General features: G+C 70.9%; 15 protein-coding genes. 14 read left to right on the forward strand and 1 reads right to left on the reverse strand.

Annotation, left to right across the window (positions count from 1 at the left end):
* Positions 1–5: 5 nt before the first annotated feature.
* From ACMXN5_RS50100 to ACMXN5_RS50125, 6 genes are all read left to right on the forward strand, one after another.
* Positions 6–1,331: a UDP-N-acetylglucosamine 1-carboxyvinyltransferase gene (locus ACMXN5_RS50100; RefSeq protein WP_439681707.1), complete on the forward strand. Its 1,326-nt coding sequence runs from the start codon at positions 6–8 to the stop codon at positions 1,329–1,331.
* The gene (locus ACMXN5_RS50105; RefSeq protein ID WP_439681708.1) at positions 1,328–2,350 is read left to right on the forward strand and encodes a serine hydrolase domain-containing protein; all 1,023 of its coding nucleotides are present in this window, start codon (positions 1,328–1,330) and stop codon (positions 2,348–2,350) included. Before ACMXN5_RS50100 ends, ACMXN5_RS50105 begins: the two co-directional genes overlap by 4 nt.
* Positions 2,351–2,374: 24 nt before the next feature.
* Positions 2,375–3,388 carry a UDP-N-acetylmuramate dehydrogenase gene (locus ACMXN5_RS50110; protein ID WP_439681709.1) on the forward strand — a complete coding sequence of 338 codons (1,014 nt, stop codon included), beginning with the start codon at positions 2,375–2,377 and terminating at the stop codon, positions 3,386–3,388.
* A gap of 540 nt (positions 3,389–3,928) precedes the next feature.
* Complete coding sequence (locus ACMXN5_RS50115; RefSeq protein ID WP_439681710.1) at positions 3,929–4,558, forward strand: hypothetical protein; 630 nt, start codon at positions 3,929–3,931, stop codon at positions 4,556–4,558.
* Between the two features lie 139 nt (positions 4,559–4,697).
* Positions 4,698–5,282 (forward strand): hypothetical protein, encoded by a 585-nt coding sequence (locus tag ACMXN5_RS50120; protein WP_439681712.1) that lies wholly within the window; start codon positions 4,698–4,700, stop codon positions 5,280–5,282.
* A 456-nt stretch (positions 5,283–5,738) separates the two neighbouring features.
* A complete protein-coding gene (locus ACMXN5_RS50125; protein ID WP_439681713.1) occupies positions 5,739–6,035 on the forward strand; it encodes a hypothetical protein in 297 nt (98 codons plus the stop codon).
* Between the two features lie 265 nt (positions 6,036–6,300).
* Here ACMXN5_RS50125 and ACMXN5_RS50130 read toward each other — a convergent pair whose 3' ends face one another.
* Positions 6,301–7,884, reverse strand: a complete 1,584-nt coding sequence (locus tag ACMXN5_RS50130; RefSeq protein WP_439681714.1) for a M60 family metallopeptidase — start codon at positions 7,882–7,884, stop codon at positions 6,301–6,303.
* Positions 7,885–9,380: 1,496 nt separating this feature from the next.
* Here ACMXN5_RS50130 and ACMXN5_RS50135 point away from each other — a divergent pair.
* The 8 genes from ACMXN5_RS50135 to ACMXN5_RS50170 form a co-directional block, all read left to right on the forward strand.
* Positions 9,381–10,520, forward strand: coding sequence for a ComEC/Rec2 family competence protein (locus ACMXN5_RS50135; RefSeq protein ID WP_439681715.1), 1,140 nt, complete (start codon positions 9,381–9,383; stop codon positions 10,518–10,520).
* A 22-nt stretch (positions 10,521–10,542) separates the two neighbouring features.
* On the forward strand, positions 10,543–14,871 hold the full coding sequence (locus ACMXN5_RS50140; protein WP_439681717.1) for a DUF6603 domain-containing protein: 4,329 nt from the start codon (positions 10,543–10,545) through the stop codon (positions 14,869–14,871).
* A 7-nt stretch (positions 14,872–14,878) separates the two neighbouring features.
* Positions 14,879–17,143, forward strand: a complete 2,265-nt coding sequence (locus ACMXN5_RS50145; protein ID WP_439681719.1) for a hypothetical protein — start codon at positions 14,879–14,881, stop codon at positions 17,141–17,143.
* A complete protein-coding gene (locus ACMXN5_RS50150) occupies positions 17,140–21,264 on the forward strand; it encodes a discoidin domain-containing protein (protein ID WP_439681720.1) in 4,125 nt (1,374 codons plus the stop codon). Before ACMXN5_RS50145 ends, ACMXN5_RS50150 begins: the two co-directional genes overlap by 4 nt.
* Positions 21,261–21,755, forward strand: a complete 495-nt coding sequence (locus ACMXN5_RS50155; RefSeq protein WP_439681721.1) for a hypothetical protein — start codon at positions 21,261–21,263, stop codon at positions 21,753–21,755. Before ACMXN5_RS50150 ends, ACMXN5_RS50155 begins: the two co-directional genes overlap by 4 nt.
* Before the next feature lie 282 nt (positions 21,756–22,037).
* Entirely contained in the window at positions 22,038–23,423 is a 1,386-nt protein-coding gene (locus ACMXN5_RS50160; RefSeq protein ID WP_439681723.1) for a hypothetical protein, read from the forward strand.
* An 826-nt stretch (positions 23,424–24,249) separates the two neighbouring features.
* On the forward strand, positions 24,250–24,588 hold the full coding sequence (locus ACMXN5_RS50165) for a hypothetical protein (protein WP_439681724.1): 339 nt from the start codon (positions 24,250–24,252) through the stop codon (positions 24,586–24,588).
* Positions 24,578–25,298, forward strand: a 721-nt coding sequence (locus ACMXN5_RS50170) for an MvdC/MvdD family ATP grasp protein (protein WP_439681725.1), incomplete at its 3' end; no start/stop codon positions are given. The genes ACMXN5_RS50165 and ACMXN5_RS50170, both read left to right, overlap by 11 nt.

Below are 25,298 nucleotides of genomic sequence, written 5' to 3' on the forward strand. Positions count from 1 at the left end.
GCCCCATGACCACCACACACCCCACCACGACCACGACAATCGGGGCCACGGACGTCCTGCGGATCACCGGCGGTACCCCGCTCACCGGCACCGCCACCATCCAGGGCGGCAAGAACATCGCCCTCCACCTCTACGCCGCTGCCCTCGCGTGCGACGGACCCACCGTCCTGCACAACGCGCCCGCCATCGTCGACACAGACGTGTGCGCCGCGATCCTGCGCCACACCGGCGCCGAAGCCGACCACACCGACGGAGAGTTCCGTGTCACCCCGACCGACCGCCCGACCCCGGAGATCCACGCCGTCCTCGGCGGCCGCGTCCGCATCAGCACCATCCTGGGCGCCGCGATCCTGGCCCGCGCCGGCCGCGTGAGCATGCCCCGGCCGGGCGGAGACGCGTTCTGCCCCCGCCTGATCGACCGCCACCTCGCCGCGATGACCGAAGCCGGCGCCACCGTCACCGACGACGGCCACACCATCCGCGCCGTCCTCGACCCACGCGGCCCGCGGCCGTTCCGGGTCGACGTGAACACGCCCTACGGCCCCAGCATGGGCGCCACCGTCACCGCCCTGCTGCTCGCCGCCCGCACACCCGGCAGCAGCCTGATCACGCACCCGAGCATCGAACCCGAAGTCGTCCACACCGCCGCGTTCCTCGCCGCAGCCGGCGCGGCCATCGACTGGGCCGACGACGGCTTGCACGTCACCGGTACCGACCGCCTCACCGGCGGCACCCATACCATCCCGGGCGACCGGATCGAGGCCGCCACCTGGGCCATGGCCTGCGCCGCCACCGGCGGCCACGTCCTCCTCGACGGCATCACCCTGGAAGACCTACCCACCGGGCTGACCACCCCCCTGCGCGCCGCCGGGGTGACCCTCACGGACCTGCACCACGCAGTCGCCGTCCTGGCCCCCAACCGACTCCTCCCGATCAGCGCGACCACGGCCCCGCACCCGGGCCTGCCCACCGACACCCAGCCCCAACTCACGGCCATGCTCACCCAAGCCCACGGCGTCTCCAGCATCACCGAGGCGATCTACCCCCGCCGTGATACACACGTCGCCGGCCTGCGCGCGTTCGGCGCCGACGTCAGCACCGACGGCCCCCACATCCGCGTTCGCGGACCCGTGCGTCTCCACGCCGCCGACGTGCGCGGCGACGACATCCGCGCCGCCACCGCCCACCTCATCGCCGCCCTGACGGCGGACGGGACGTCTACGCTCCGGGGCATGCACCACCTGCGGCGCGGCTACCAACGGCTCCTGCCGACCCTCGCCGCCCTCGGAGCCCACGCCACCCTCACCACCCCGGAGAACCCCCACCCATGAGCCCGACGCCGTTCACCCGCGCCGACATCCAGGCCCTGCGCGACGCCCTCGAGACCCTCGTCACCACGCAGGGCAGCCCCGGCGGCATCGTCGTCTGCGGAACGTCGGCCGGGCAGCGGCACACGATCACCGCCGGCGTCGTCGCACCCGAATGCGGCGACGCCCCACCCACCGAACACACCGCCTTCGACGCCGCGTCCCTCACCAAAGTCATCGCCACCTGGCCCCTGATCGGCCGAGCCCTCGACACCGGTCTCCTCGACCTCGACACCCCCGTCGGCACCTATCTGCCTCCGATCACCGGCGACGCCCCCGGAGCCGACGCCACCATTCGCCAACTCCTCACCCACACCAGCGGTCTACGCGCCGAAACCCGCCTGGACCGCTACCGAGGCAACCCCACCCCACTCGCCGAACTCCTGTGCCGCGAACCCCTCGACGAACCCCCGGGCCGCCACCGCTACCTCAACCGCGGCTTCATCCTCCTCGGCCTCGCCCTCACCCACGTCCACCGTCGACCACTCCACGAACTCGCCACCGAACTGTGGACCGACCTCGACATGGCCGACACCACCTACGGACCCGTCACGCGCGCTCCGCACGTCGCCCCCACCGAACAACGCCTCGCGGCGGCACCCCGGATCTGGGGCGGCGTCCACGACGACAACGCCGCCCTCCTCGGCGGCACCGCTGGCCACGCCGGCACCTTCACCACCGCCAACGACCTCGCCCACTACGCGCAACACCTCCTCGACCCCGAACACCCGCTCCACACCTGGCTCACCGCCTCCCGCACACCCCACGCACCGGTCGAACCCGGCCTGGACCGAGGACTCGCCTGGCTCGTCGCCCAAGACGGCGCCGTCTACCACCACGGCTGGACCGGCACCAGCCTGTACCTCACCCCCACCACCGGCCGCTACATCACGATCTGCACCAACGCCGTCTACCACGGCCCCCCGAGCCCGCGCCTGGCCCCGCTGCGCACCCTCGCCCGCAAAACCCTCACCACCACCTGACCCCCCACCACCCGGAGGCTCACCATGGGTGACCTTCTCGCCGACCACACCACCCTGCGCCTCGGCGGCCCCGCCGACCGACTCCTCGTCCACACCGACCCCACCACCTGGCCCGACCTCCTCGCCGAACTCCCTGCCCGACCATGGGTGTTGGGCGGCGGCAGCAACGTCCTGGCACCCGACGCCGGACACCGCGGAACCGCCGTGATCATGGCCACCCGAGGCATCACCACCACCCACGGCCCCCACGGCACCGTCGAGGTGACCACCCGCGCCGGCGAACCCCTGGCCGAACTCGTCGCCCACACCGTCGCCCACGGCCTCACCGGCATCGAGTACCTCACCGGCATCCCCGGCACCGCGGGCGCCGCACCCGTCCAAAACGCCGGCGCCTACGGACAGGAAATCGCCGACACCCTCACCACCCTCACCGCCCACGACCACCACACCGCCCGCACCGTGCGCCTGACCCGCGCACAATGCCGATTCGGCTACCGCACCAGCCGCTTCAAAACCGAACCGGGCCGCTTCACCATCCTCGACATCACCCTGCGCCTGACCCCACGCGCCAACGCCGCTCCGATCACCTACTCGCACCTGGCCCGAGCCCTCGACGTCCCCCTCGGGGCGACCCCACCGTTGGCCGAAGCCGCCGCCGGCGTAGTGGCCGACCGCAAAGCACGCGGACTCCTCCTTCCTGCCGACGGTCCCGATGCCCGACAGGTGGGCTCCGTCTTCCTCAACCCACCCGTCGCCGCGAGCCAAGCCGCCGCGATACGCGCGGCGGGAGGACCCGTCCACCGCACCTCGGACGGAAGCGAATGCGCCAGCGCGGGCTGGATGATCCAACAACTCGGACACCGACCCGACTCACCGCTGGGCCCCGGCATCTGGTGCTCGACCCACCGCGCACTCACCCTCGTCGCCCGCGAGCACGCCACCTCCACCGCGTTCGCCGACGCACTGGCCGGCTTGGCGAGCGACGTCGAAACGACCTTCGGCATCCGTCTGCACCCCGAACCGACCATGCCCCACTGACGACCGGCACACGGTCGTCGAGGATGGTCCGCGGCCGTCATGGGGCGCGATGCCGACGCAGGGGACGCCACGGGGCGCCGTTTGTGGCGTGCTCGACCCCGGGGGCTTGGATCCGCGCGGCCACCGGCGTGGTTCTGGTCCGGTCGGGAGTCGACGTGTCCGGACGGGTCGATACCCGGTGGCACGGCGTGGAGGAATGCGGGGCTCGGGTGTGTGGTGGTCGGTGCGGGTCGAGTTGATCGGTGGCGGCCCGGGCGGTGTGTTGTGGCCGCGTCCGGGGCGGGTGTTCGCGGTCGGTCCCGCGCACACGCTCCACGAGTTCACGGAGGCGATCGACGACGCGTTCGCACGACGGGACCGCTCCCACCGCCACGAGTTCGCCTTCGCGACCGGGCGCAGGGCGACCGAACACCGCTTCCCGGTGTCGGTTTTCGCGCACGCGGGGGCGAGCCGCGTTCTAGTGTCGGGCGTATGTGGGGTCGACGGCGGGTCGAGGGGCCGGAGTTCGGTTACGGACGGCGTGGTCGGCCGTTGTGGACCGTGCGCGATCGCGAAGCGGAGCGGGTGCGCAAGGTGTTGCGGTGGGCGCGATGCCGGGAGTTCTCCGATCGTCGCGGGGGGTTCGTCGTCGAGGGCGGCGAGGACGACGGCCCGTTCGCCCTCGCGTGCGCGTCCGAGTCCCTCGCCGGGCGCGGTGAGGTCGGCCGCTACGCGGTGGCGTTGCGCGCCGCCGGCTACCACGTCGAGCCCGACGAGGAAGACGACGCCTCGCTGCTGGTGTGGCGTCCCGGGACCGCGCCGCAACCCCCGCGAGCGGAGCCCACGCCGGCCCGTGAACTGGTCGCCCGCGTCCTGCGAACGGTGACGGTCCTGGGCGACACGAACACCCCGCCGTCCGGGCGCTGGGACATGGTCGCGCGGGTCAACGCGGTGGAACCCATCACCCTCCACGTGACGTCGCTGTCGCCCCGCGACGAGGCCGCCGCGAGATCGACGCTGCATCACCTGAGCGTCGAGCACAGCAGATCCAGCGCGGCCCACCTGCTGGTCATCGCCGAACTCCTGGCCCAACTCGGCGAGGCCACCGGGCGCCCCCGCGAAGACGTCCTCCAAGGCGTCGCCCTCGCCCTCGAACGCGCGCTGCCGCCCGAGACCCAGGACGGTACGTGACGGCACGACCGGCCCGGCACCGCGACCGGGCCCCGCATCCCCGAGGCGAAGGGCCCCCGCGTTCCGCCGCGCCCGTCGGCGAGAGCCCGCTACCGAACCCACCGCCCCCCGGATCCCGACGAGAGCGAACGGACCACCCGTGACGAACACCCCCCACCCGCCGCCCGACCGGCCCGCCGAGGGCACGACCCTCCGGGGCCGGGTACGCGACCTCGGGGCGGAGGCATTCGCCGCGGTAGCCGGGGCCTCCACACGGGGCGAGTTGCTCGGCGCCGAGCGCTTCGCCGACCTGCTTCTGCGCGCCGGCCGACTCGACGGGCCGGCACTGCTGTTCGATGCCTGGTTCGGCGAGGCGATCGACGCCGGCACCCTGGCTGCTCACGTCGGCCGGGTGTGGAGCATGGCCGAGTACCCGGACGCCACCCTCGACCGACCGGCCTGGCGTGCCCTGTTCGGCGCGGCCGGCTTCACCGCCGACGGCCGACCCGCCGAACGCCCGACCTCCCCGGTCGAACTCCGGCGCGGCAGCGTGCCCGAGCGCCGGGCCGACTGGTCGTGGACCACCCGCCGCGCCGTCGCCGAGGGATACGCCACCGGCACCGCCGCCCGCCGGCCCTCCACGGGCAGGCTGTACCGCACCATCGCCCCGCCCCGCCCCGCGCGCTGCTCGCCCACAACACGGGCCGTGGCGAGGAGGAGTACGTCCTGGACACCGAAGCACTGACCATCGTTCGGGTACCGCTTTCCGGTGGGCGTGCCGATGCGCGACCGCGGCCGGTGACCTCGTCGGGCGAAGCCCGAGACGACGACGCCGTCGATTCGAGGGAAGCCCCATCTGCCGGGCGGCGTTGATCAGCGCACCGCTCGTCCGAGTCCACGCACGCGACGGCGGGCACGGCCGGCGCGAGCGGACCGGGCGATCACCGCGTATCCACGGAGGTCCCGGTCGCCTTCGTCCCACGGACGATCCGACCGTCGCGAGCGGGAGGGCACCCGGCGATCCGCCGTGCAACCCCACATCGACATCGGGCCACGGCCGGGCGGGCGCGACCGCGCGCGGCGCAGAGCGTCGTCCAAGTCGCCCTGTGTGCGGCCCGGCCGGACCGGCTCTCCGGCTCCGGTCGCAGACACCGAGCCACAACCTCCCGACCGCAACCGCGTTCGGTCGTCGGTCGTTGCGGTGGGGGCGAGTGACGACGTCGTCGGGTCGCACCGCCACGACCTCACCGACGCCGAACGCGCAGACGCGCAACTGGCCATCGCCACCGGCTGGACGGGAATCGCCGGCGCCATGCGCGCCCTCGCCCGTGCCGTGCTCACCGAAGCCGACGCCATCACCGCCCGCCTCGACGCCCAAACCGGCGACCGCAGCGACGACCCGTTCACCGTCGGCGTCGAGGAGGCCCGCGCCGACACCATGCGGGAGTTGCGCGCGCTCCGCCTCGGTCTCCTACCCGCCGACGCCACGAACCCCTGATGCCCAACCCACCGAGAAGGCCCACCGCGCCCCCGGGCGGTGGGCCTTTCCCGTCCCGTGGGTGAGGACCTTGGCCGGCACGTCGGGCGCGGCGGGGACCCGGATAGGACGCAGGCGAGGAGTGTTTCAATGGACGGGGGCGAGGGGCCGAGCCCCACGCGTCCAACTCGGTTTCCGGGAGCCGCTTCATCCGGCAGATCGGTCCTGTGAAACGGAGGACGCGCCTACGTGCCGAGGCAGGGTTCGTTCCGAATGTTCTTCGAGGTCACTCGGTTTCGCGGAGTTGTGTGGGGTCGGTTGTGGGGGCGGGCAGGTTCAGTGCGGCGATGTCGCGATTTCCTTGTTCGGTGACGGGCATGCCCCAGGCGGAATAGAAGTCGCGGAGATCGGCGTGTGCGGTGATGCTGGAGAACAGTGCGAGGTTGTCATACGCTTTCGCCCGGTCGGGATGGTAGGCGTTGGACGCCCATTTTTCCCGGGTGGTCCTGTTCATGCGCGGCCAGAACTGGTCGCCGAACGCGAGCCTGAGCTGTTCGAGTGCGGCGAGTCGTTCGTAGAGGTCCAGGTCGGTGACGTCCAGGGATGGGGTGTGCACCTTCGCCAGCGCCCTGTCCCAGACGTCCTTGCCGTCGGGGTCCTTCTCCAGCAGCGGGGACCGCAGGCCGAAGGAACGCTGCACCGCGAGGGATGCGATGTTCGTGGTGACCTCGTCGAAGTCGTGGGGGAGATATCCCAACATCTGGTTCTGGTGGCCCAGTTCGTGGGCGATTCCCCAGGACCGGGCAAGCTCGTCGGGCACCAGCAACTGGGCACCGTAGTGGTCGGGGTAGGCGGTGTAGGAATGCGCCGCGTAGGCTTCGCCGATGCCCCGGTAGTTTCCGTGGGCGAGGTGGAACCTCAACGGCGCGCGCGTGTGGAGCGGGTTCGATCCGTCGAGCCCCAGCACTTCCTCCTCGACGGAAATGATCCTCTCGTAGGTCTCCATGAGCCGGTTCGGATCGGTATCCTGATGCTCCATCGCCGCCGCGCGCTTGACGGTGACAATGGCGCGTTCGGAGACGAGTTCGACCTGGGGCGCCCGGGTGAGGGTCCGGAGCATTTCGCGGTACTCGTCCGGCGTGGTCTTTCCGTATTCGAAGAACGGGACTTTTTCCATTCCGTCCCGGAAGGTGATGTCGGCTCTGCTGTCGATGCCATTCATCTGGAAGTAGATCATGCCGCCGCCGGGGTCGGTGACAAAATTCAGGCCCTCCCGGAGCGGGTAAAGCCGGGGCATAGCGTAGTCGGTGTCCGGATTGGTGTCGGGTGCGCCGACCTGGAGCGTCGGCCGACTGTCGTCGGCCTGAGCCGCGAGGCTGACCTGGAGCTCCATGCGGGTATTCGGCGGGAGGTGGAATCCCGTCGGCTGCCGGTCGCTGTTCACGAACCAGTTGCCCACGCGCCTGATCGCGTCGAGGGTGTCCACGGTGCCCCGGAACGTGACGTACGCGGCCCTGCGGTACCTGCTTCGGATCCCCAGGGATCCGTCGACCTGTTCGACCAGGTCGAAGCTCTGCCAGACGTTGCCGTCGTAGGGCGCCGGGTGGACCGACGTCTCCGACATCGTCAGGGCCCTGCCGTGCAGGCGGCCTCGGATCCCCATGGATCCGTCGCTCTGGCCCACCACGTCGAAACTCTGCCAGCCGTTGCCGTCGTACGGCGCGGGATGGACCGAGGTCTCCGACATCGTCAGGACACAGGCGTGGTAGCGACTGCGGATCCCCCACGATCCGTCGGCCTGTTCCACCACATCGAAGCTTTGCGCGGAGAGATTGCCGTACGGGGCGGGACCGATGTCCACCTCACTCATGGTGAGGACGATGTCCACTCCGGGGGCCCGGGCGTCCTCCGGGCGGGGAGGCGCCCCCACACGCCCCTCGAAGGGCCGGGTACACGTTCCGTCGTCTTCCACAACACATCCATTCCCACGCAATAGTGTCCGCCCGGAGATGCCTCCGGTGGTACCGGAGTCCGCGGACCCCGGGAGATCGGCCCTTCCTCCCGTCGACGTGCCGGGCATGCGCTCGCACGGCACCCTCGCGAACCCGTCCTGCTGCTGCCACCCGACCCGACATCGTCGCCGGCGCGGTAACTCGGCGACGTCTTTCGTCTCGCCCACACGCGCCGGGCGACCGTCGGCGGGAGCCCCGCCGCGCAACGGGATAGCCGACGCCGATCCCGCATGCGAACCGACAGTAACGCGGTCCTTTCGATGCGTGCGCGAAACGCCGGGGTTGGGCCGAGTTCGGCCTCCCCCTCAGTGGACCCGGAGGGAAGAGGTCCTGTACCGCTTGTCCTCCCACCGGACCGGCTCGGCGCGCACCTCGGCGCCACCTCGAGGGGCCGGTCCTCGGCCCGCCGGGCACGCTCGACGTACAGTCGCCCGATTCCTCGGCGATCGTGTCTGTCCGGCCCTCCTCCTGGTGTTGCGTTGGCGGTGGCGGTCGGTGGCTCCCGGACGCCCTCGTCGACCCTTTTGCGGTGGGGAGACGCGACGACGGACGGTCGTGGGCGGGCGCGAGGACGCAGGGCGTCAACCGACCGGGGACCGGGGACGGTGGGTCGTCATGGGGTCGGGACGGCGAGGGGCGGGACTGTCGCGGACCCGGCTCCCCGGTGCGGCACGCCGCCCGATTGCGGGCCGAGAGCGGGCCCACCGCCGTGACTCCCGGACGGTCCGGTTCCCCCGCCACCGGCCGATGCCCCTCTGGTTCGATGGTCGATCGCCGCGTCCGACGTCGTCCGCACGGGGTCGAGTCACGTTCGCCGCCCGAAGCCCGACTCCTGCGCGCCGACGTCGACACTGCGGCGGCCGAGCCCCGACCGGGGCTGTGCCCGGTGCGGGGATCGGTGACCGAGGTTCCTTCCGCCCGCCGCACTGGCGCCGAATTCGGCCAACCGGGTGGCCGAAAATCGCTTTGCGAAATCCTCCGATAGCGAAGTGTGGTCTGCTCGGGTCGCGGGTGAGTACGACGACGACAGTCGTTGCCCGGTGCCGAAAGCAGTGTTGCTCGCGTCGACGGCGAGGGAGTGTCCATGCCGGTGCCCGTGGTGGATCTGCTCGTCGATACGGAGGAGGCCTTGCCCGCGCCTCGATACGGCCGACTCCCCGAGCCGCCGCAGATGTCGGGACGGCGAGGCGTCGGCACCCGGCAGGCGGGGTCGCCGCGCGGTGAGCGGACGGCTCGCAAGTCCGTCGCGGGGCGCGACGTAGGAGAACCCCCATTCGAGCGGTCCTCGGCACTGCCTTGCACAACCGAGAGTCTGGAGTCCGCAATGGCGATCCCCGTTCCACCCGGTCCCCACGTGAGGGTGATCTTCGTCGGTGTCGGCCAGGGGGACTGCACCCTGATCATCTTTCCCGACCCGCCGAACGGGAACGGCGAGGTCGTGTTGATCGACTGCGGCTCCACCAAGGGCGCGCGCTGTCTCGTCACCACCCCCACCGAGCGGATCGTCGACGCGCTCACCAACGTCAAGCACGTCCTGGCCACGTACGTGCCGAGCAAGAAGATCGACCACCTGTTCGTCACGCACGCCGACGAGGACCACTACAACCTGCTGGTGCGGGCACTCGACGGATACACCGTCGGGGCCGGCTACTACACCGGAGTGCTGGAGGACTACCAGAACGACCGCGACGTGTCCGGCGGTATCAAGGGCGCCACCTACCGATGGCTCCGGGACCACGACGCGCAGCCGCTGGCCAACTCCCTCGTGTTCAGCGGGCCCCCGGCCGGCGGGAGCCCCACCGACCCGTGGCAGCACGGTCAGCCGATCGTCCGCCTGGGAACCGACGAAGGCCTCTACGTGTTGGCGGCCAACGCCACCGGTGCCTACGCGACACGCAAGGCGTTGTGGGAGAAGTACCTGGCCCCCGCCACGGATCCGCACGAGAAGACGCGCCTGTGGAAGCAACTGTGCCGCTACGACCCGAATCCGGACAGCGCGGTGCTGGCGCTGGCCTACAAGAAGGCGCTGCTGGTGCTCGCGGCGGACGCGACGGTGATCACGGAGGACTTCATCCTCGGCGCCTGGACACCCAACCTTCCCCTGGGCAACGTCACCCTCAAGATGGGGCATCACGGAAGCGACACCTCCTCCCGTGAACGGTGGGTCAAGCTGTTCAAACCACAACGGCTCACGGTCAGCTCCGGGACGAAGTCCTTCAACGGCTCGGGCATTCCCAACATCAGCCACCTGGAACGGGTCCAGGGGTGGTCCGGCGTGGTCCAGCCCGCCGTACCGCACGAATACACCTACTTCGACGATCGGGCCGCGCCACACCCGTTGTTCCTGGTCGACTCGACCGACAAATCCGTGTTCACCTCGCAGTTGATGGTCAACCCGGACTGGACGTCCACGATGGCGGACGACGAGCGCTTCATCTGCGGCACGTGGCACCTGACGCTCGACGCCGCCGGCAACGTCATGATCGGCTACTGAGGGACCACAAGGGGACGACATCGTGGCGCTGACAACAGAGGAACTCCGGCACCGGTTTCCGGCGGTCAGCGGCGACTTCCGCCTGACGGCGGAGGAACTGGCCGTGCCGGGGGCGGAGGACCTCTTCGGTACGTATCTGGGCGGCCCGCTGTCCGTGACCGGGGTGACCGCCGCCGACCCGGAACTCCTCACCTTCTCCGGAACGATGGCGGTGCCCGGTCTCTCCCCGGGGGTCGCGGCGACGGTCGCGTTCTCCGCGAACACGACGGTCTCACCCCCGGTGGTGGCCGGCCTGACCGTCGACGTCACCGTATCGACCGCGCCGGACCCGGACGAGTGGAAGCTCGACCTGCCGTATCTGCGGCTCGAAGCCGGGTTCCTTCGCGCCTACGGCTTCGAACGGCTGTTGTTGGTGCTGTCCGCCGAACCCGGCGCCGACGACGTGGTGTCCGCGGTCGCGACCGTGGGCGGCGACCTGCCGTTCGCCGCCGCCGGGGGAGCGGCGCTGAGGTTGCGGACGCTGGTCCAGCAGGGGCCGGCCGCGAGCACATACACGTTGAACGGCGAATTCCCCGCGGTGACGTTCTCCGCCCTCGGTGACCTGGGCCAACTCGTGCCGGGAGCCCCGCCCGAGCGTTTCGCCCTCCCCGAACTGCCCGGTCTCCCCCTTCCGGCGGCGGTCGAACTCCGGGGCCTGAGTGTCGTCTTCACCCCCGACGTCCATCGCGCGGCCGCAGGGCTGGACCCCGTGTTGGCCGCATCGGTGCGGGTGGGCATCCCGGCCCGCTGGTCGCTGATTCCCGGTGTGTTCGAGATCGAGGACATCGACGTCGAGTTCAGCGTCGGCTCCCCGGGGACCGCCGCGGCAAGCGTGCACGCCCGACTCGGCGGCGTCCTGCGCATCGGTGAGGCGTTCGTGGGGGTGTCGGTCTCCGTGCCGGAACTCGACCTCAACGCCGAACTGCTCCAGCCGCTCCCGCTCGCCGACGTCTTCGCCCTCTTCCTGCCGGGCGCCCAAGTCCCCGGGACGGCCGAGGCGTTCAACGCGTGGGTCGACGCGAGATCCAAGGACTTCGGCGTCGAACTGGACCTGGCGGGCCCCTGGCGGATCGGGGACGCCTTCGCGCTCACCGCCATCACACTGTCCGTCCACGGCACCGGGACCGCTCGCCCCACTGCCGGGCTGACCGCACAGGCCGCGGTGGGCGAGACCGGGCTGAGCGTCGCGGCCCACTACGACGACGGCCTGTGGCGCTTCTCCGGCATCGCCACGGACCTGGCCCCCGCCGAACTGTTCGCCCTCTTCGACGTCGCACCACCCGCACTGCTCGCCGACCTGACGGTACGCGAGACCAGCGTGTCGTTCGACGACGACGGCCGGGAGTTCGACCTGGGATGTTCCTGCGCCTTCCCACTCGCCGACGCCGACGCCGTGCTCGACCTGAGGGTCCACCTGTCACGCAGGGCGTCGGGCGGGTACGACAAGGAGGTCTCCGGGACGCTCACCGTGCGGATCCCGGACTCCCACGCCGGCTCGCGCACGCTCGACTTCGGCGTCGAGTACCGGGAGCATGGCGGCGCGGCGACGGTCATCGGGACATGGCACTCGGGCGAAGGCGTCGCCGTGCCCGACCTGGTGGCCGCGCTCGGCCTCGACCTGCCGGAACTGCCCGAGGTGTTGCGGCCCGTGCTCACCGCGCTGTCGGTGCGCTACGACTCCGCGACGGGTCAGGTGCTGTTGACCGCTTCGACCGAGCGCACGGGCTGGGTCTATGCCGGCGGTCCCGCTACCGGTGCGGGCGCCCCCACACTGAACGCGGCCGCGGTACGGGCCCGGCTCGGCGCGCGCGCCTCGGACCTGCCGCTGGTCGGCGAGGCGATCCCGCCGGGTGCGGACCTGGTCGTCGACGCCATCGCCTTCACCTCGGCGCCGACCGGATGGACCGCCGCACAGGCGGGCGCGGTCAACGACGCGTTGGACCGGCTCGACTCCGCCGGTGACCGTCGACTGCCGCGCTTCGCCACTGCGGCGACGGCCGGCCCCGGCATCGCCGTCCAGATCGAGCTGAGCGTCGGCGGGACGCCACAGGACCCGCTGCTGCTGCCGATCACCACCGGGGCCGGCGGCACGCTGGTGGCCGTCCCCCCGGGCCCGATCTGCGTGCACGCGGCGTCGGACGACACGTGGTCACGCGACCTCGACCTGACCTTCGGGGCGGTGCGGATCTCGCGGATCGGCGTCGGCTTCACGGACGGGCAGATCTTCGTCGCCCTGGACGCCGTGCTGTCGGTGGGCCCGGTCCGGCTGGTCCTGATGGGTCTGGGACTGGGAATCGACGGCGAGTTGATCGTCTCACCCAGGTTGCGCGGGGCGGGCGTGCAGTTGGACAAACCACCGCTGAAGATCAGCGGGATGGTCGAGCGCCGGACCGGCTCGGAGGTCGCCCCGGGGCTGACGGAACAGTTCGTCGGGCTCGCCTCGATCGAGACCGGGTTTTTCGCCCTGCACGCCGCCGGGTCCTATGCCAAGGCCGCGGACGGTTGGTCGTCGATGTTCCTGTTCGGCGAGATCTCCGGCGGAGAACGTGGGCTGTTCGGCCCGCCCCCCTTCCGGGTGATCGCCATCTCGCTCGGCTTCGGTGTCAACAGCACGGTCCGCACGCCGACGATCGACGAGGTCGGCGGGTTCCCGCTGGTGAACCGCCTCGACGGCAGCGGCAGCGACGACACCCCGGAACAGGTACTGGAGAAGCTGGCCGGACCCGGCGGCTGGATCACACCGCGCGAGGGCCAGTACTGGGGCGCGGGCGGGATCGAGTTCAGCTCGTTCGAGTTCATCCGCTCCCGCGCACTGCTGCTCGTCGAGGGCGGCGAGTCCTGGAAGGTCCTGCTGATCGGACGCACCACCATCGACCTGCCCCGCAGCAAGGCCCTCAAGAAGCCGATCGCCCGACTGGTCATCGACCTGGCCATCGGCTACCACCACGACCAAGGCCTGTTCTCGATGGACGCCGTCATCGCGCCCGGCTCCTACGTCATCGACCCGGCGGCCGAACTCACCGGTGGCCTGTCCCTCTACATCTGGGGCCGCGACCGCACCGCCGTCGGGGGCGGCAAAGGCTTCGTGTTCACCCTGGGCGGCTACCACCCCCGATTCCAACGGCCCACGTACTACCCCGACCCGCCGCGCGTGGGCTGGCGGTGGGCGATCGGCCCCGTGGCGATCCGCGGACAGGTGTACGCCGCGCTCACCGATGGCGCGTTCATGGCAGGCGGTGAGCTGTCCGCGAACTACGACAAGGGACACGGCATCCAGCTCCAGGCCTGGTTCACCGCATGGCTGGACGCACTGGTCCAATGGAAACCGTTCTACTTCGACCTGTCGATGGGCCTGAGCATCGGCGTCGCGGCCACCGTCAAGGTGCTGTTCGTCCGGGTACGGATCTCCCTGTCGGTCGGGGTGTCGCTGGATCTGTGGGGGCCGCCGATCGGCGGCCGGGCCAAGATCAAGGTCTGGTTCATCAGCTTCACCATCGGATTCGGCACCGACCGGGACGGCGTGCCGACGATCGGGTGGGACGAGTTCAGCGTCCAACTCCCCGCCCCGCTGTCGATCGCCCCGCTGTCCGGGCTGCTGGTCGACGTCGACCCTCAGGAGAGCGCGACCCGATCCGAGACGGGGGAGCCACTGCTGGTCTCGATGGACGGATTCGTCGTGCGCACCGAGGCCGCCGTCCCCGCAAGCCGCATCATCCTCAACGACGAGACCTTCGCCGGGGACGCGGACGACACCATCGACATCCGACCGATGGGGACCAAGGGGCAGGACGTGGTCTCCGAACACCACGTCACGCTGAAGAGATTCGACACCACGTACACCCCCACCGGATGGCAGGTCGCCGTCCACCGGCAGGACATGCCCAAAGCGATGTGGGGCGCGCCGCTGGGCGCACCCGGCGACGTACTCGACGCAGACGGGCTACTGAGCGGCTGCCTGGCCGGCATCACCTTCGAGATCCCCAAGCCCGAACTGGCCCCCGCCATCGGCTGGGTCGACGCCGAGGCCCTGATGGCCGACGGGCGGCCGGACGCGCCGATCCCGCTGCTGGGCTCGCAGCCGGAGGGGCCGCCGTCGGTCCCGGACGACGAGGGCGAGGGCAGCATCGGCGCCATCGTCGACCCGGACACCGGTATCGCCGCGCGGACCACCGCCGACCGCCGCGCCTCGGTGCACGCCGCCCTCGCCGGACTCGGCCTTGCCCCCGGCACCGACGACCCGACGACCCGCTACGCGGACCTCGCGAAGACCGCGTTCACCAACGCGCCCATGACCACCACAGCCGAGGGGTGAACCGACGTTGAGCGATACCGAAGACCTGCGCGTCGCCTTCCACGACCACCGTCGCCCGCTCGCCGCCGCCGGCGTCTACACGCTCACGGCCGAGCACCGCCTGACCAAGGACGGCAACCGGGTCGACGTGAACCCGGCCATCCCGGCCACCACACAGCGATTCGAGATCCGCGCGGTCCGATTCGTCCTCGATCCGTCGTCCGTGCACGCCCACTACCCGGCCGAAGGCGCCGTAGGCGACTTCGGCCGCACCCTGCCACACATCACCCTGGACCGCTCCATCCTGCCCTGGGAGCGGCTGCTGAAGGCCCGTGCGACGCCCGAGCAGGCACCCTGGCTCGCGCTGATGGTCTTCCGCGCGGGTGAACTGCCCGACGACCCGGAGGGCTTGGGCCGCACCACCACCCGCACCGTCGCCCAACTGCGCAGCCCCGGCGACGGCATCCTCGGACCCGACCTCAGCGACGAAGGCATCACCCCGGGCATCGCGGCAAGCCGCTGCCAGAGCATCGACGTCCCCGCCGGGCTGTTCACCGCGCTGGTACCGCGTCAGGACGAACTCGACTACCTCGCCCACGTGCGCGACGTCGCCACCCGACCACAACTCCTCGACGACGGCGAAATCCTGACCAAGGGCCAATACGCCGTCCTGGCCGCCAACCGCTTCCCCCGGCAGCCCGGCACCTACACCGCGCACCTGGTCTCCCTGGAGGGCTTCAACGACAAGCTCGACCCCGGCCAATTGGGCGGCGACGTAAAGTTCGTGCGACTGTGCGCGCTGCATTCGTGGACGTTCACCAGCGACCCCCTCGGCACCCGCGACGCCGCCGCTCTGCTGAGCAACCTCGTCGCACCCGCCCGCACCGACCGGGAAAACCTCGCGCTGCGCCTGCGCCCGAGTGAGAACGTGGCGGCCCGATCCACCGCGGACGCCGAACAGTACGCCCGACGCCGCCTGCACCTGGGCTACACCCCACTTCCGTACCGGCTGCTGTCCGGGGAGACCACCTACGGCTGGTACCGCGGCCCGCTCGTCCCCGTGATCGCCGCCCAGACCCGCAACTTCGTCCGGGACACACCGAAGACCACCGCCGACCACGCGCTGATCTACGAGCCGGAAAACGGGCTGTTCGACGTCTCCTACGCCGCCGCCTGGACCCTGGGCCGCACCCTGGCGCTGAGCGACCCCGACTACAGCGAGGAGATCACCCGCGCGCGCCGCGAACTGGCCAACACCGCAGCGACCATGATGGCCCTGGCCACCGCCGGCCCGCCGCCCGCCGCCGCACACCCTGCCGACCTGAACGGGCGGACCCTGCGCGAGCTGGCCGTTCCCGGCTTCGCCGCACGTCTGCTCGACGCGCTCGCCCGCCCCCTCGCACCGCACGACCAGGTCCCGGCCCGCCGCCGCCGTACCCGGCCGACCCGGCAGAGCGCCCGCGCCGTACTCGCGGCCGGACCCGCAGCGACGGCCCTTCAGGCCACCGCCGAACGGCACACCCGCACCCTGCCGGCCTGGCTGGACGAACTCACCCTGCTGCACCGAGTGCCGTTCAATTATCTGGTACCGCACCCCGCGACGCTCCCCCCGGAATCGATCCGGCTGTTCCGCATCGACGAGAACTGGATCGAGGCACTGATCGCCGGAGCCCGCGACGTCGGCGTCCACACCTCCCTGGACGCACTCGTCGACACCACCCTCACCGCCGCCGTCGACAGCCGCCGCTCCCGCATCCGCACCCGGGAATCCGGCCGGGCCGGGCTGCTGATCCGCTCCGAACTCGTCGAAGCCTGGCCGGTATTCGACATCCTCGCCGGCGCCGCCGGAGCGAACGTCGCCGAACTGCGCCGCGACCACCTCGCCCCCGACACGCTGCTGCTGCTCTTGGACGCCCTCCCCGACGAGATCGTCATCCGCGAGCCCGGCCAGGGCATCCACTTCGGCATCGACAGCAACGACGCCGCCGGCGACAACAGCGTCATCAACCTGCGCGATCACCGCCCCGGCGACAACCTCGGCTACCCGCTGCGCCGCGACTACCCCGCCGCAGGCGGCCTGCTCACCCGCCATCTTCGGCTGCCCAACGCGGACGACGCTCCGCAGGTCCTCGCCCTGCGCGGGGACCGGGGCCTGGTACCCGCGCTCGCCGCCGCCCTCGACCCCACGCTGAGCGACCTCGCCCCCGGCGAGTTCGCCCTGCAACTCGTCAACGCCGCCGTCGAGCAACGGCTGACCCTCGACCCCGCGGCCGACCGGGAGAGCGCCCGATGACCGACACCGACCTGATCGTCCCCGTCGAGGTCCACGCACTGCTGGTCACCCGCGACGTGGCCGCGCACGACGACTTCCGTCGCTGGAGCCCGCGCTACCCGTGGACGTTCTCCAAGGACTTCCGCAGCAACGCCGAACCGCCCATCCAGTACTCCGAGGGCAACCCCGGCGAAGGCATCCACGTCCAGTGGCAGTTGCCCGAAGCCCTGACCACCGGGGCGATCGACGCCGCCACCGGCGTCAGCACCTTCCCGCTGGTGCCCAACCGCTGGCTCGTGGTGCGCTATGCCAAGGTGCGGGACGAGCTGAAGGCCGCCGGGTTCGTGGTGCACAGCGACTACCTGGAGAAGGCCGACGGCGGGCCCGTCGAGTCGGCCTTCACGCCGTTCGTGGACCCGGCATCCCCCAAGGAGGAGCCTCGCGCCGACTACATCGGCCACGTCCACCCGCTGAGCGACGGACCCTGGCGCGAGCCAGCCCCGCGGACGCTGTTCCTCACCGCCATCGGCAGCGGACTCCCCGCCTTCGCGGCCTTCGCCCCATACCACGAGAACGTCTTCCTCTTCCACGACACCCTCGCCGACCTGAAGGCCAACGACAACTACCCACCGCCGTGCACCGTCAGCTACTGCGTGATCGGCTGGTACAGCCGCGACGACGCCGACATCCTCACCACCGCACGCGACATCGAGGGACTGCTGCCCCCCGACGCCGACCCTGACAAGCCGGCGGACGTGCTACGAGCCCTGGGCTGGGCCGCCCCCGACGGCATGCCGACCACGATCACCCGGACCCGGTACGTCGGCACCGCCCTCGGCATCCCTTGGGATCGCGAAGGCGGACACCATGACTCGGACCGCCCCGCGACCGCAGACGTCAACGTCGCGATCGGCCACAGCACCTCCGACGCCGTCGCCGCCCTCGTCGACCACCAGAGCGGCGACACCGACCTCGCCGACCGGGTCCGCGCCCTGTTCCACGGCAACCCCGACGAACTCGACGGCCCCGACGGGCGGGTCTCCCTGGACGAGATCACCCGCCGCTCCTGGTTCAGCGGCCACGACGGCGGCGCCACCTGGCAAATCGTCAACCGACCCAGCGAACAGGCCGACAACCAGGCCCCACCGCCTGCCCAACCGGACTGGATCGAGACCCTCAACCGCGACCAGGACGCCTACGACCAGGCCGGGCACAACCTCGCCGCCGCACGGTGGCGACTGTGGAGACTGTGGTGGCTGCGCAACCTGCCCGACAACCGGCGCCCCCTCGACTTCGACTTCGACGAGGACGCCTGGGACGCACAGATCCGGGCCGTGGGAACGCAGGTGACTCAGTTCGAAGCCGACGTCGAGCGGCTCGGTGGCACAGTCCCGCACGGTCTCACTCCCGAAGCGATCCAGGCCGCGATCGACCGCCACGCCGAGACCGAGGGACTGTCCGAGGAACTGGAGCTGAAACGAACGCCCCGGCAGAACTACCACCGCCCCGCCGACCCCGTCCTCGCGCTGACCGGCGCGGGCAACTCGCAACCGCTCGACCGGGACGAGGACGCCCCGCTGCCCTGCCGCCTGCCCTCCCGCCTGCTCACCCGGGTGAAGATCGACAACGACTGGGCGGACGTCCCGACCACTCCGCTGCTGCCCCTCGACACTCCCGAAGTCCCGGGCATCATCGAGGCGCTGGTCGCCGAGTTCGCCCTGCTCGACCAGGCCGCACGCACCCCGGCCGTCGACGGCGAGCCCGATCGAACGGCGCTGCACACCGTCGTCGCCGAGCCGACCGCCAACTCCAGGGGCCCGTGGCCCGAATACACCCGGGTGTGGCGCCAGCCCTGGCTCCCGCTCTACCTCCAGTGGGAGATCAAGCACTGCGCCACTCCCTATCAGAGTCAGGACGCCACCCTCAACTGGGAGTTCGGCCTCGGTGGCGACGGCGACCCCGAACCCGACCGCCACCGCTACCGCTGGAAGGGCACGGACGCGGCCGACGGCGACGGCGACGGCGGACGGCGATGGACCGCCTTCGGCGGGCGTGCCTTCGTCACCCCCTCCACCCGCTACGTGCTGCGCGAGCAGACGCGGCGGCTCGCCGAGCACACGCCCCCCCGACAGGCCCGGCAACTGCGCGCCATGCGCGAGGAATTGGAGACCATGGATGTGCTCTCCCAAGCCCTCGACGGCTTCCACGACTGGCTCATCCAGCAGGACGGCGCAGCCCAGGCCGTCACCGACCCATCGGTCCTGGCCCTGGCCGGCGAGACCAACCACGTTCCCGACGGTGCGGAGGGCCTCGGCGAGCAGCGCTTCCAACCCGTGCGGGCCGGCCAGTTCCACTTCATCGAGCTGATCGTCATCGACCGTTTCGGACGGGTGTACTCGCTGGTGCAGCCGGTCGGCAGCCAGCCCATCCAGTTCCCGCTGGTCCGCGCCGACAGCGTAGTGCCGGACCGCGACCTGTTCCCCGACCCGCCCGGCCCACAGCGCTTCGTGCAGCTGCCGCCCCGGCTCGTGCAACCGGCTCGGGTCCGTCTGGACACCGTGCCGCTGCATGCCGACCAGCCGCCCGCCGAGCCGGCCGAAGCCGTCGACGCCGCGCAACTCCCCGGCGCCGAGACACCGGTAGCCGGTTGGCTGCTGGCCAACCACCTCGACCAAACCCTGCTGGTCCACGGCCCCGACGGGGAGCCGCTGGGCGAACTGCGCGTGGTACGCGACGTCCGCAACACCCGCACCACCGCCTGGAACACGCTCCCGCACGCCCCCTTCCGCCACCCGCAGGACGACGACTTCGCCGCCGCCTACCCACATGTCGCGGCCTTCGCACGCGGCCTGCTCGACCACGAGCCGGAAGCCTTCGAGGCACTGACCGAGACGATCGACACCGCACTCGACCACATCCTCGAACCCTCACCGAACGAGGACCGCTCCCCGGCCCGACTGATCGGCCGCCCCATCGCCCTCATCCGCACCCGACTCAACCTGGACCTCATGGGCGAACCGCTGACCGACCCCAGCTGGAAACGCGCCCTCGTCCCACCGGACGAGCCCTATCCCGACCACCATGACCACCCCGACTACCGAAACTACCCCGACTACCGCTGGACCGTGCGCCTGGGCGATCCCGACCGACTCTCCGACGGCCTCATCGGCTACTTCGCCGCCGACGACCACGACCAGCGCACCCGCTACCACCGCTTCCACGCCGTCGAACCCGACGGCCCGGCCAACGCCTACGTGACCGCGATCGACACCGGCGCCCACCTCACCCTGCCCGCCCGCCCCGCCGACCGCCCCGCCACCCACCACCTAACCCTGCTGGCCTGTCCGCACACCGCCGTCCACGCCACCACCGACATCCTCCCCGTCGCCGAAGTCACCGTGGACGCCGACACCACCCACCGCGCCCTAGCCCGCATCCGTGCCTCCTTCCGGCTCAACCCCCTGCTCGCCCCCGACCGCTTCGGCCCGCCCACAGCCGCAGCCTCCCTCAAAGGCCGCGCCGGCCACCCCGCATCCGCCATGGCCGACGGCGACCCGAACACCTCCTACGAGAGCACCGAACCACCGGTCACCGGTGACTGGATCGGCCTCGACCTGCACATCGAACGGCGAGTCGAAGCCGTCGACATCCTCCTCGGACGGGCCGACGGCAACGGCATCCCCGCGACGACCGACCTGGAGGCCTCCACCGACGGTGAGCAGTGGACCCTCCTGCGCGACTACGCCCAAGTGACCGAGATCCACCACACTCCCGATACACCGCTCACCGCCCGCTTTCTGCGACTGCGACACACCAGCGCCGCCGACGAACCCTGCGGCGTCCGCGAGTTCACCGTGCAGGCCGAACCGCCGGACAAGTCCCTCGTCATGCCCCGTCCCGCAGCCTGGCACGGCGACTGGACCTGGGCCGAACCGATCGCGGTGAACGGCACCGCCACCGGCGTACCGCTGCCCGACTGGCACGAGCACATCATCCACAACGCAGACCGGCTCTCCCACCCCGACGCACCCCTACCCGTCGCCCGCTCCGGCTACCTCCAGCTCCAACCCGCCGGCACAGAACCAACCCGCGCCACCGCAACGCCCGCTCCTTCGCCGGCCCAGGAAGGAAGCGCGTCGTGACCAGCCCCGACCCGGCCCTGCTCCTCCCATATCGCCTGGAACACACCCCGGCGCAGGCCGCACGGCCCGAGGAGGTGGCCCTCGACCGCGTCCGCCTCACCATCGGCGACGACCCGGACGGCGACACCGCCTGGCCGGTGCGATGCGCACGGATCTCCCTCGCCCTCCCGACGGCCGACGGCGCAACCTTGCGGACCGCGGAACCCGTCGTCCTGCGCACCCGACTGGAACTCGAACGCGGCCCCGGCCGCGGCCGGCAGTGGCTCGTCGAAACCAGCCCCGACCCGGCCGGCATCCTCCTCACCCTCAACCCCGCCGAACCGGCCGGTTTCGACGGCAGTTGGACCCTCACCCTCATCCTCGACATCAGCACCCCGCTCGGCACGCAGAGCCGCATCTCCGAGGACACCGCGCTCGGCGACGGCAGCCCGCAGCGCCGCGCCGGGAACGCCACCCTCACCGCCACGCCCGTGTCCAACCGACCTTCCTGACCCTGGAGTTGGAGAGCCGTGACCACTGCTGACCTCCCCATGCTGCTCCCGCCCGACATGGTTCCCGAGCCCGGGACGCTCAGCGTCTCGACCTTCGCCAAACCGGAGTACGCCAAACTGACTTTCACCTACGGCAAGGTGAAGTCCGGCGGCACCTGGCCCGTGCACTGCAAGTGGTTCAAGGTCCGCATCCCGACCGGCCGCCAGGCATCCGCCCTGACCAGCGAACCCGGCCTGATCCATTACGAGTTGACCGTTCCCGACGGCAAGCGGCAGTGGGCCGTGGAGCGCGACACCCGCGATCCCAACCAGACGATCTTCACCTGCTCGCCGCCGCCGGGCGACCCCGCCGCGTTCGACGGAACCTGGAGCGTCGAGCTGGAGTTGTGGGGTATCGAGGTCAACGGCGGTGTCGGCCCGGTCGACATCGTCTGGGAGGAGTCCACCTCGACAGCCGGAGCGGCCGGCCCCTTCGAGGAACGCACCGGCCGGGGCGAAGTCGCCAAACGCGACGACTCGTTCTACCTGCACAGCTTCCGACCGGCCACGGTTGCCATCGCCCGCAACACCAAGGCCACCCTCCATTGGGACGGCACCCCCCACGCGACGTACACCATGTACTACCGGAAACCGGACGGCACCCAGGGATCGTCCCCGGCCAGCGACGACAGCTGGACCTCCCCGGTGGCACTGGTCGACGATTCGAGCTTCACCCTCGAAGCGAAGATGGGCAACGAAGTCCGGTACCTCACCACCCACATCAAGGTAAACAACCCCGACATCGCCGTCACCAGCGTGGCGGCGCCGACCGCGACCGGCACCATCGCTGTCAAGAACAACCTCACCGTCGAGACGGGAAAGACCCTTACCGTGAGGGTGTTGTCCTCCGGCGATCAGGCCGTGCCCATCCAGTTCCACACCCCCATCGTCGGTCGTCCCGGCTCCACATATCTCCGCGTGGCCGAGCGAATCGACCTGGAAGGCGGCGCCACCGTCGCCGCAGGAAAGACACTCACCGTCAACGGATCCACGCAACTCAACGGGGGAGCGACCGTTGCCGCAGGGAAGACGCTCACCACGAACGGATCCGTCCAGGCGAACGGCAACGTCACCGTCGCGGCGGCCGCGATGCTCACCACCAACGGGCCCGTCCAGGCGAACGGCAACGTCACCGTCGCGGCGGCCGGGACGCTCACCACCAACGGGCCGGTCCAGGCCAACAACAACGTCACGATCAAATCGGACAAGACCCTCAAGGTCACCTTGGTGCATCCGGCGATCGACAACGGCGTGATCAACCTGCAGGGGAACGTGGCCGTGGCGGCGGGCAAGAACGTCACGATCCCCAAGGGAGGCGGTCAACTCGTGGTGACCGACGCGTTCGTCGCGAAATCCCATAATCCGGGCTCGACCTACCCCAAGGTCGAAATCGGCATGGCGGGCGTGGCCACCGACGGCAGTATCAAACTCCAAGGAACCATCACACGCGGCGGCAGGGCGGTGGTCGCGGCAGGTGACACCGTGGCACTGCAATCGCTCTACTGGTCGGGCAAGTATCTCAACGGCTCGGGGAAGGACAACCACAGCGACAACGCCGGCGTCACGGGCCCCGCAGCCTTCTACCGGAGCCATGACGGCGCTGCCAACTTCAAGATCGAACACCGCTAGATCCCGCCCCGATTGAGGATATGCCGACCGGCCGCGTCCCGGCGCCCGCCCTGTGTGGGGGGACGGAGCGCCGGGTCGCGGCTCGCAGCGAGCGGTCACCGCCCCACCTTCCCCCTGCTCGTCCGCGATCGTGTCCAACGAGGTCGCCGCCCGCCGAACAGTCGGGACATGCGCGCCAGGGCGCGCCCTGAACATGGTGGACGGTGTCGGCGAAGTACTTCAACAGCATCCATGTGCAGGCCTCGTTCGCGGGGACCGTGGACCCCGACGGCCCGACCTGCATGCTCGACCGGTCCCATACGGAGCGGTTGTCCCGGCAGTTCGCGCACAGCCGTACCCGCCAGCGTGGGCCGATACAGGGCTGGAACGTCACCACCGGCCCATCGGCCGGGCCCGGGCCCGGGCCCACAGGTCACAGGTGGCCGCAACGGCGGCCGCCCGGAACGCGATGAGCCACGCTGGCCGCCGTAGCGCGGGGTTCGCCGCCGCGGCGCTGGAGGCTGTGTCGTCTCAGCGGGATTGTGCAGGTGCGGTGCTCTGACCTGGGGTGCTGCACGGTTTGAGAATGTTGGTCTGTGTCGTGTGACCTGGGGCTTCGGTGTGCGGTGTCAGGTGTGTTCCTCGGGGGAGGTGCGGTTGACCTGCGGTGCGGCAGGTTCTCAGAAGGCCGCGCAGTGTGATCGAGAATTTCCTGTGGTGGGTGGTGTGTCCGTCGGTCGGGGCCGGTTTGGGGCCGCCGTCCGCATCATCGCCTCGCGCCTCTTGTGGTGGCGGTGTGTGGGTGTGCATGCTCGAGGCGTCATCACCGTGCGGGGAGGAGACGGCTGTGGCCGATACGGGTGCACGCGCACGATCAACGGTCGGATGGGGGTTGGACGCGCCGGAGTTGCGTCTGCCGGTGAACCCGTCCGGGGCGGAGCCGTTGCCGGACCTGTCCGATCGGGCGGGCCCGGTGCCGTTCGCGTTCCGGTTCCTGGTCCCGGTCACCGGCACCGGCGGCATCCTCCCCGAGGACCTGTCCTACGACGAGGACACGCAGACCGGGATCTACGAGGACCTCCCGCCCGGCGTCTACATGACGAAGAACCCACCCAAGACATACGGCCCCACCCAACCGTCGGGCCAGATGGACGCCCCCGACGACCCCGGCACCAGTGACGACTGAACCAGGCAACCCACCCACGCCCCACCCACCCCCGCCGCTGCGCCGCGAGGGGCATGTCCTGGTCCTGTCGGGTCGTTTCGATCCGACGGCGGACCTGGTGGTGGAGGAGTTGAACCGGCGTGCGGTGCCGCTCTTCCGTGCTGATCTGGCCGAGTTCCCGCTCGAGATGTCCCTGGCCGCGTCGTTCGACGGCACGGCCTGGTCCGGGTCGTTGCGCAACGACCGGCGCGAGCTCGATCTCGCCGCGGTGCGCTCGGTCTACTACCGCCGTCCGACTCGGCCGCGCTTCCCGGCCGGCATGTCGGTGCCGGCGCGGCGGGTCTCGGAGCGCGAGGCCCGTCTGGGCTTCGGCGGCCTCCTGGCCGCGTTGCCGTGCCGGTGGTTGCCGCCTCCGGGTCGGGCTGCGGATGCCGAGTACAAGCCGCTGCAGTTGCGGGTGGCGGCCGAGTGCGGCCTGACGGTCCCCCGCACATTGATCACCAACGACCCGGCGGCCGCTCGGGCGTTCGCGGTCGGAGTCGCGGGCCCGGTGGTGTACAAGCCGTTCGGCCCTGTGCGGGGTGTCGTGGACGGGGAGTCGGTGGCGGTGTACGCGAGCGTCGTCGACCCGGCCGCGTTGGACGATCCGGCGATCGCCACCACCGCGCATCTGTTCCAGGCTGCGGTGGCGAAGGCGTACGAGTGTCGGCTGACGGTGGTGGCGGGTCGGG

Origin of the sequence: Embleya australiensis, from assembly GCF_051903075.1 — a bacterium.
In the GTDB taxonomy this organism is placed as follows: Bacteria; Actinomycetota; Actinomycetes; order Streptomycetales; family Streptomycetaceae; genus Embleya.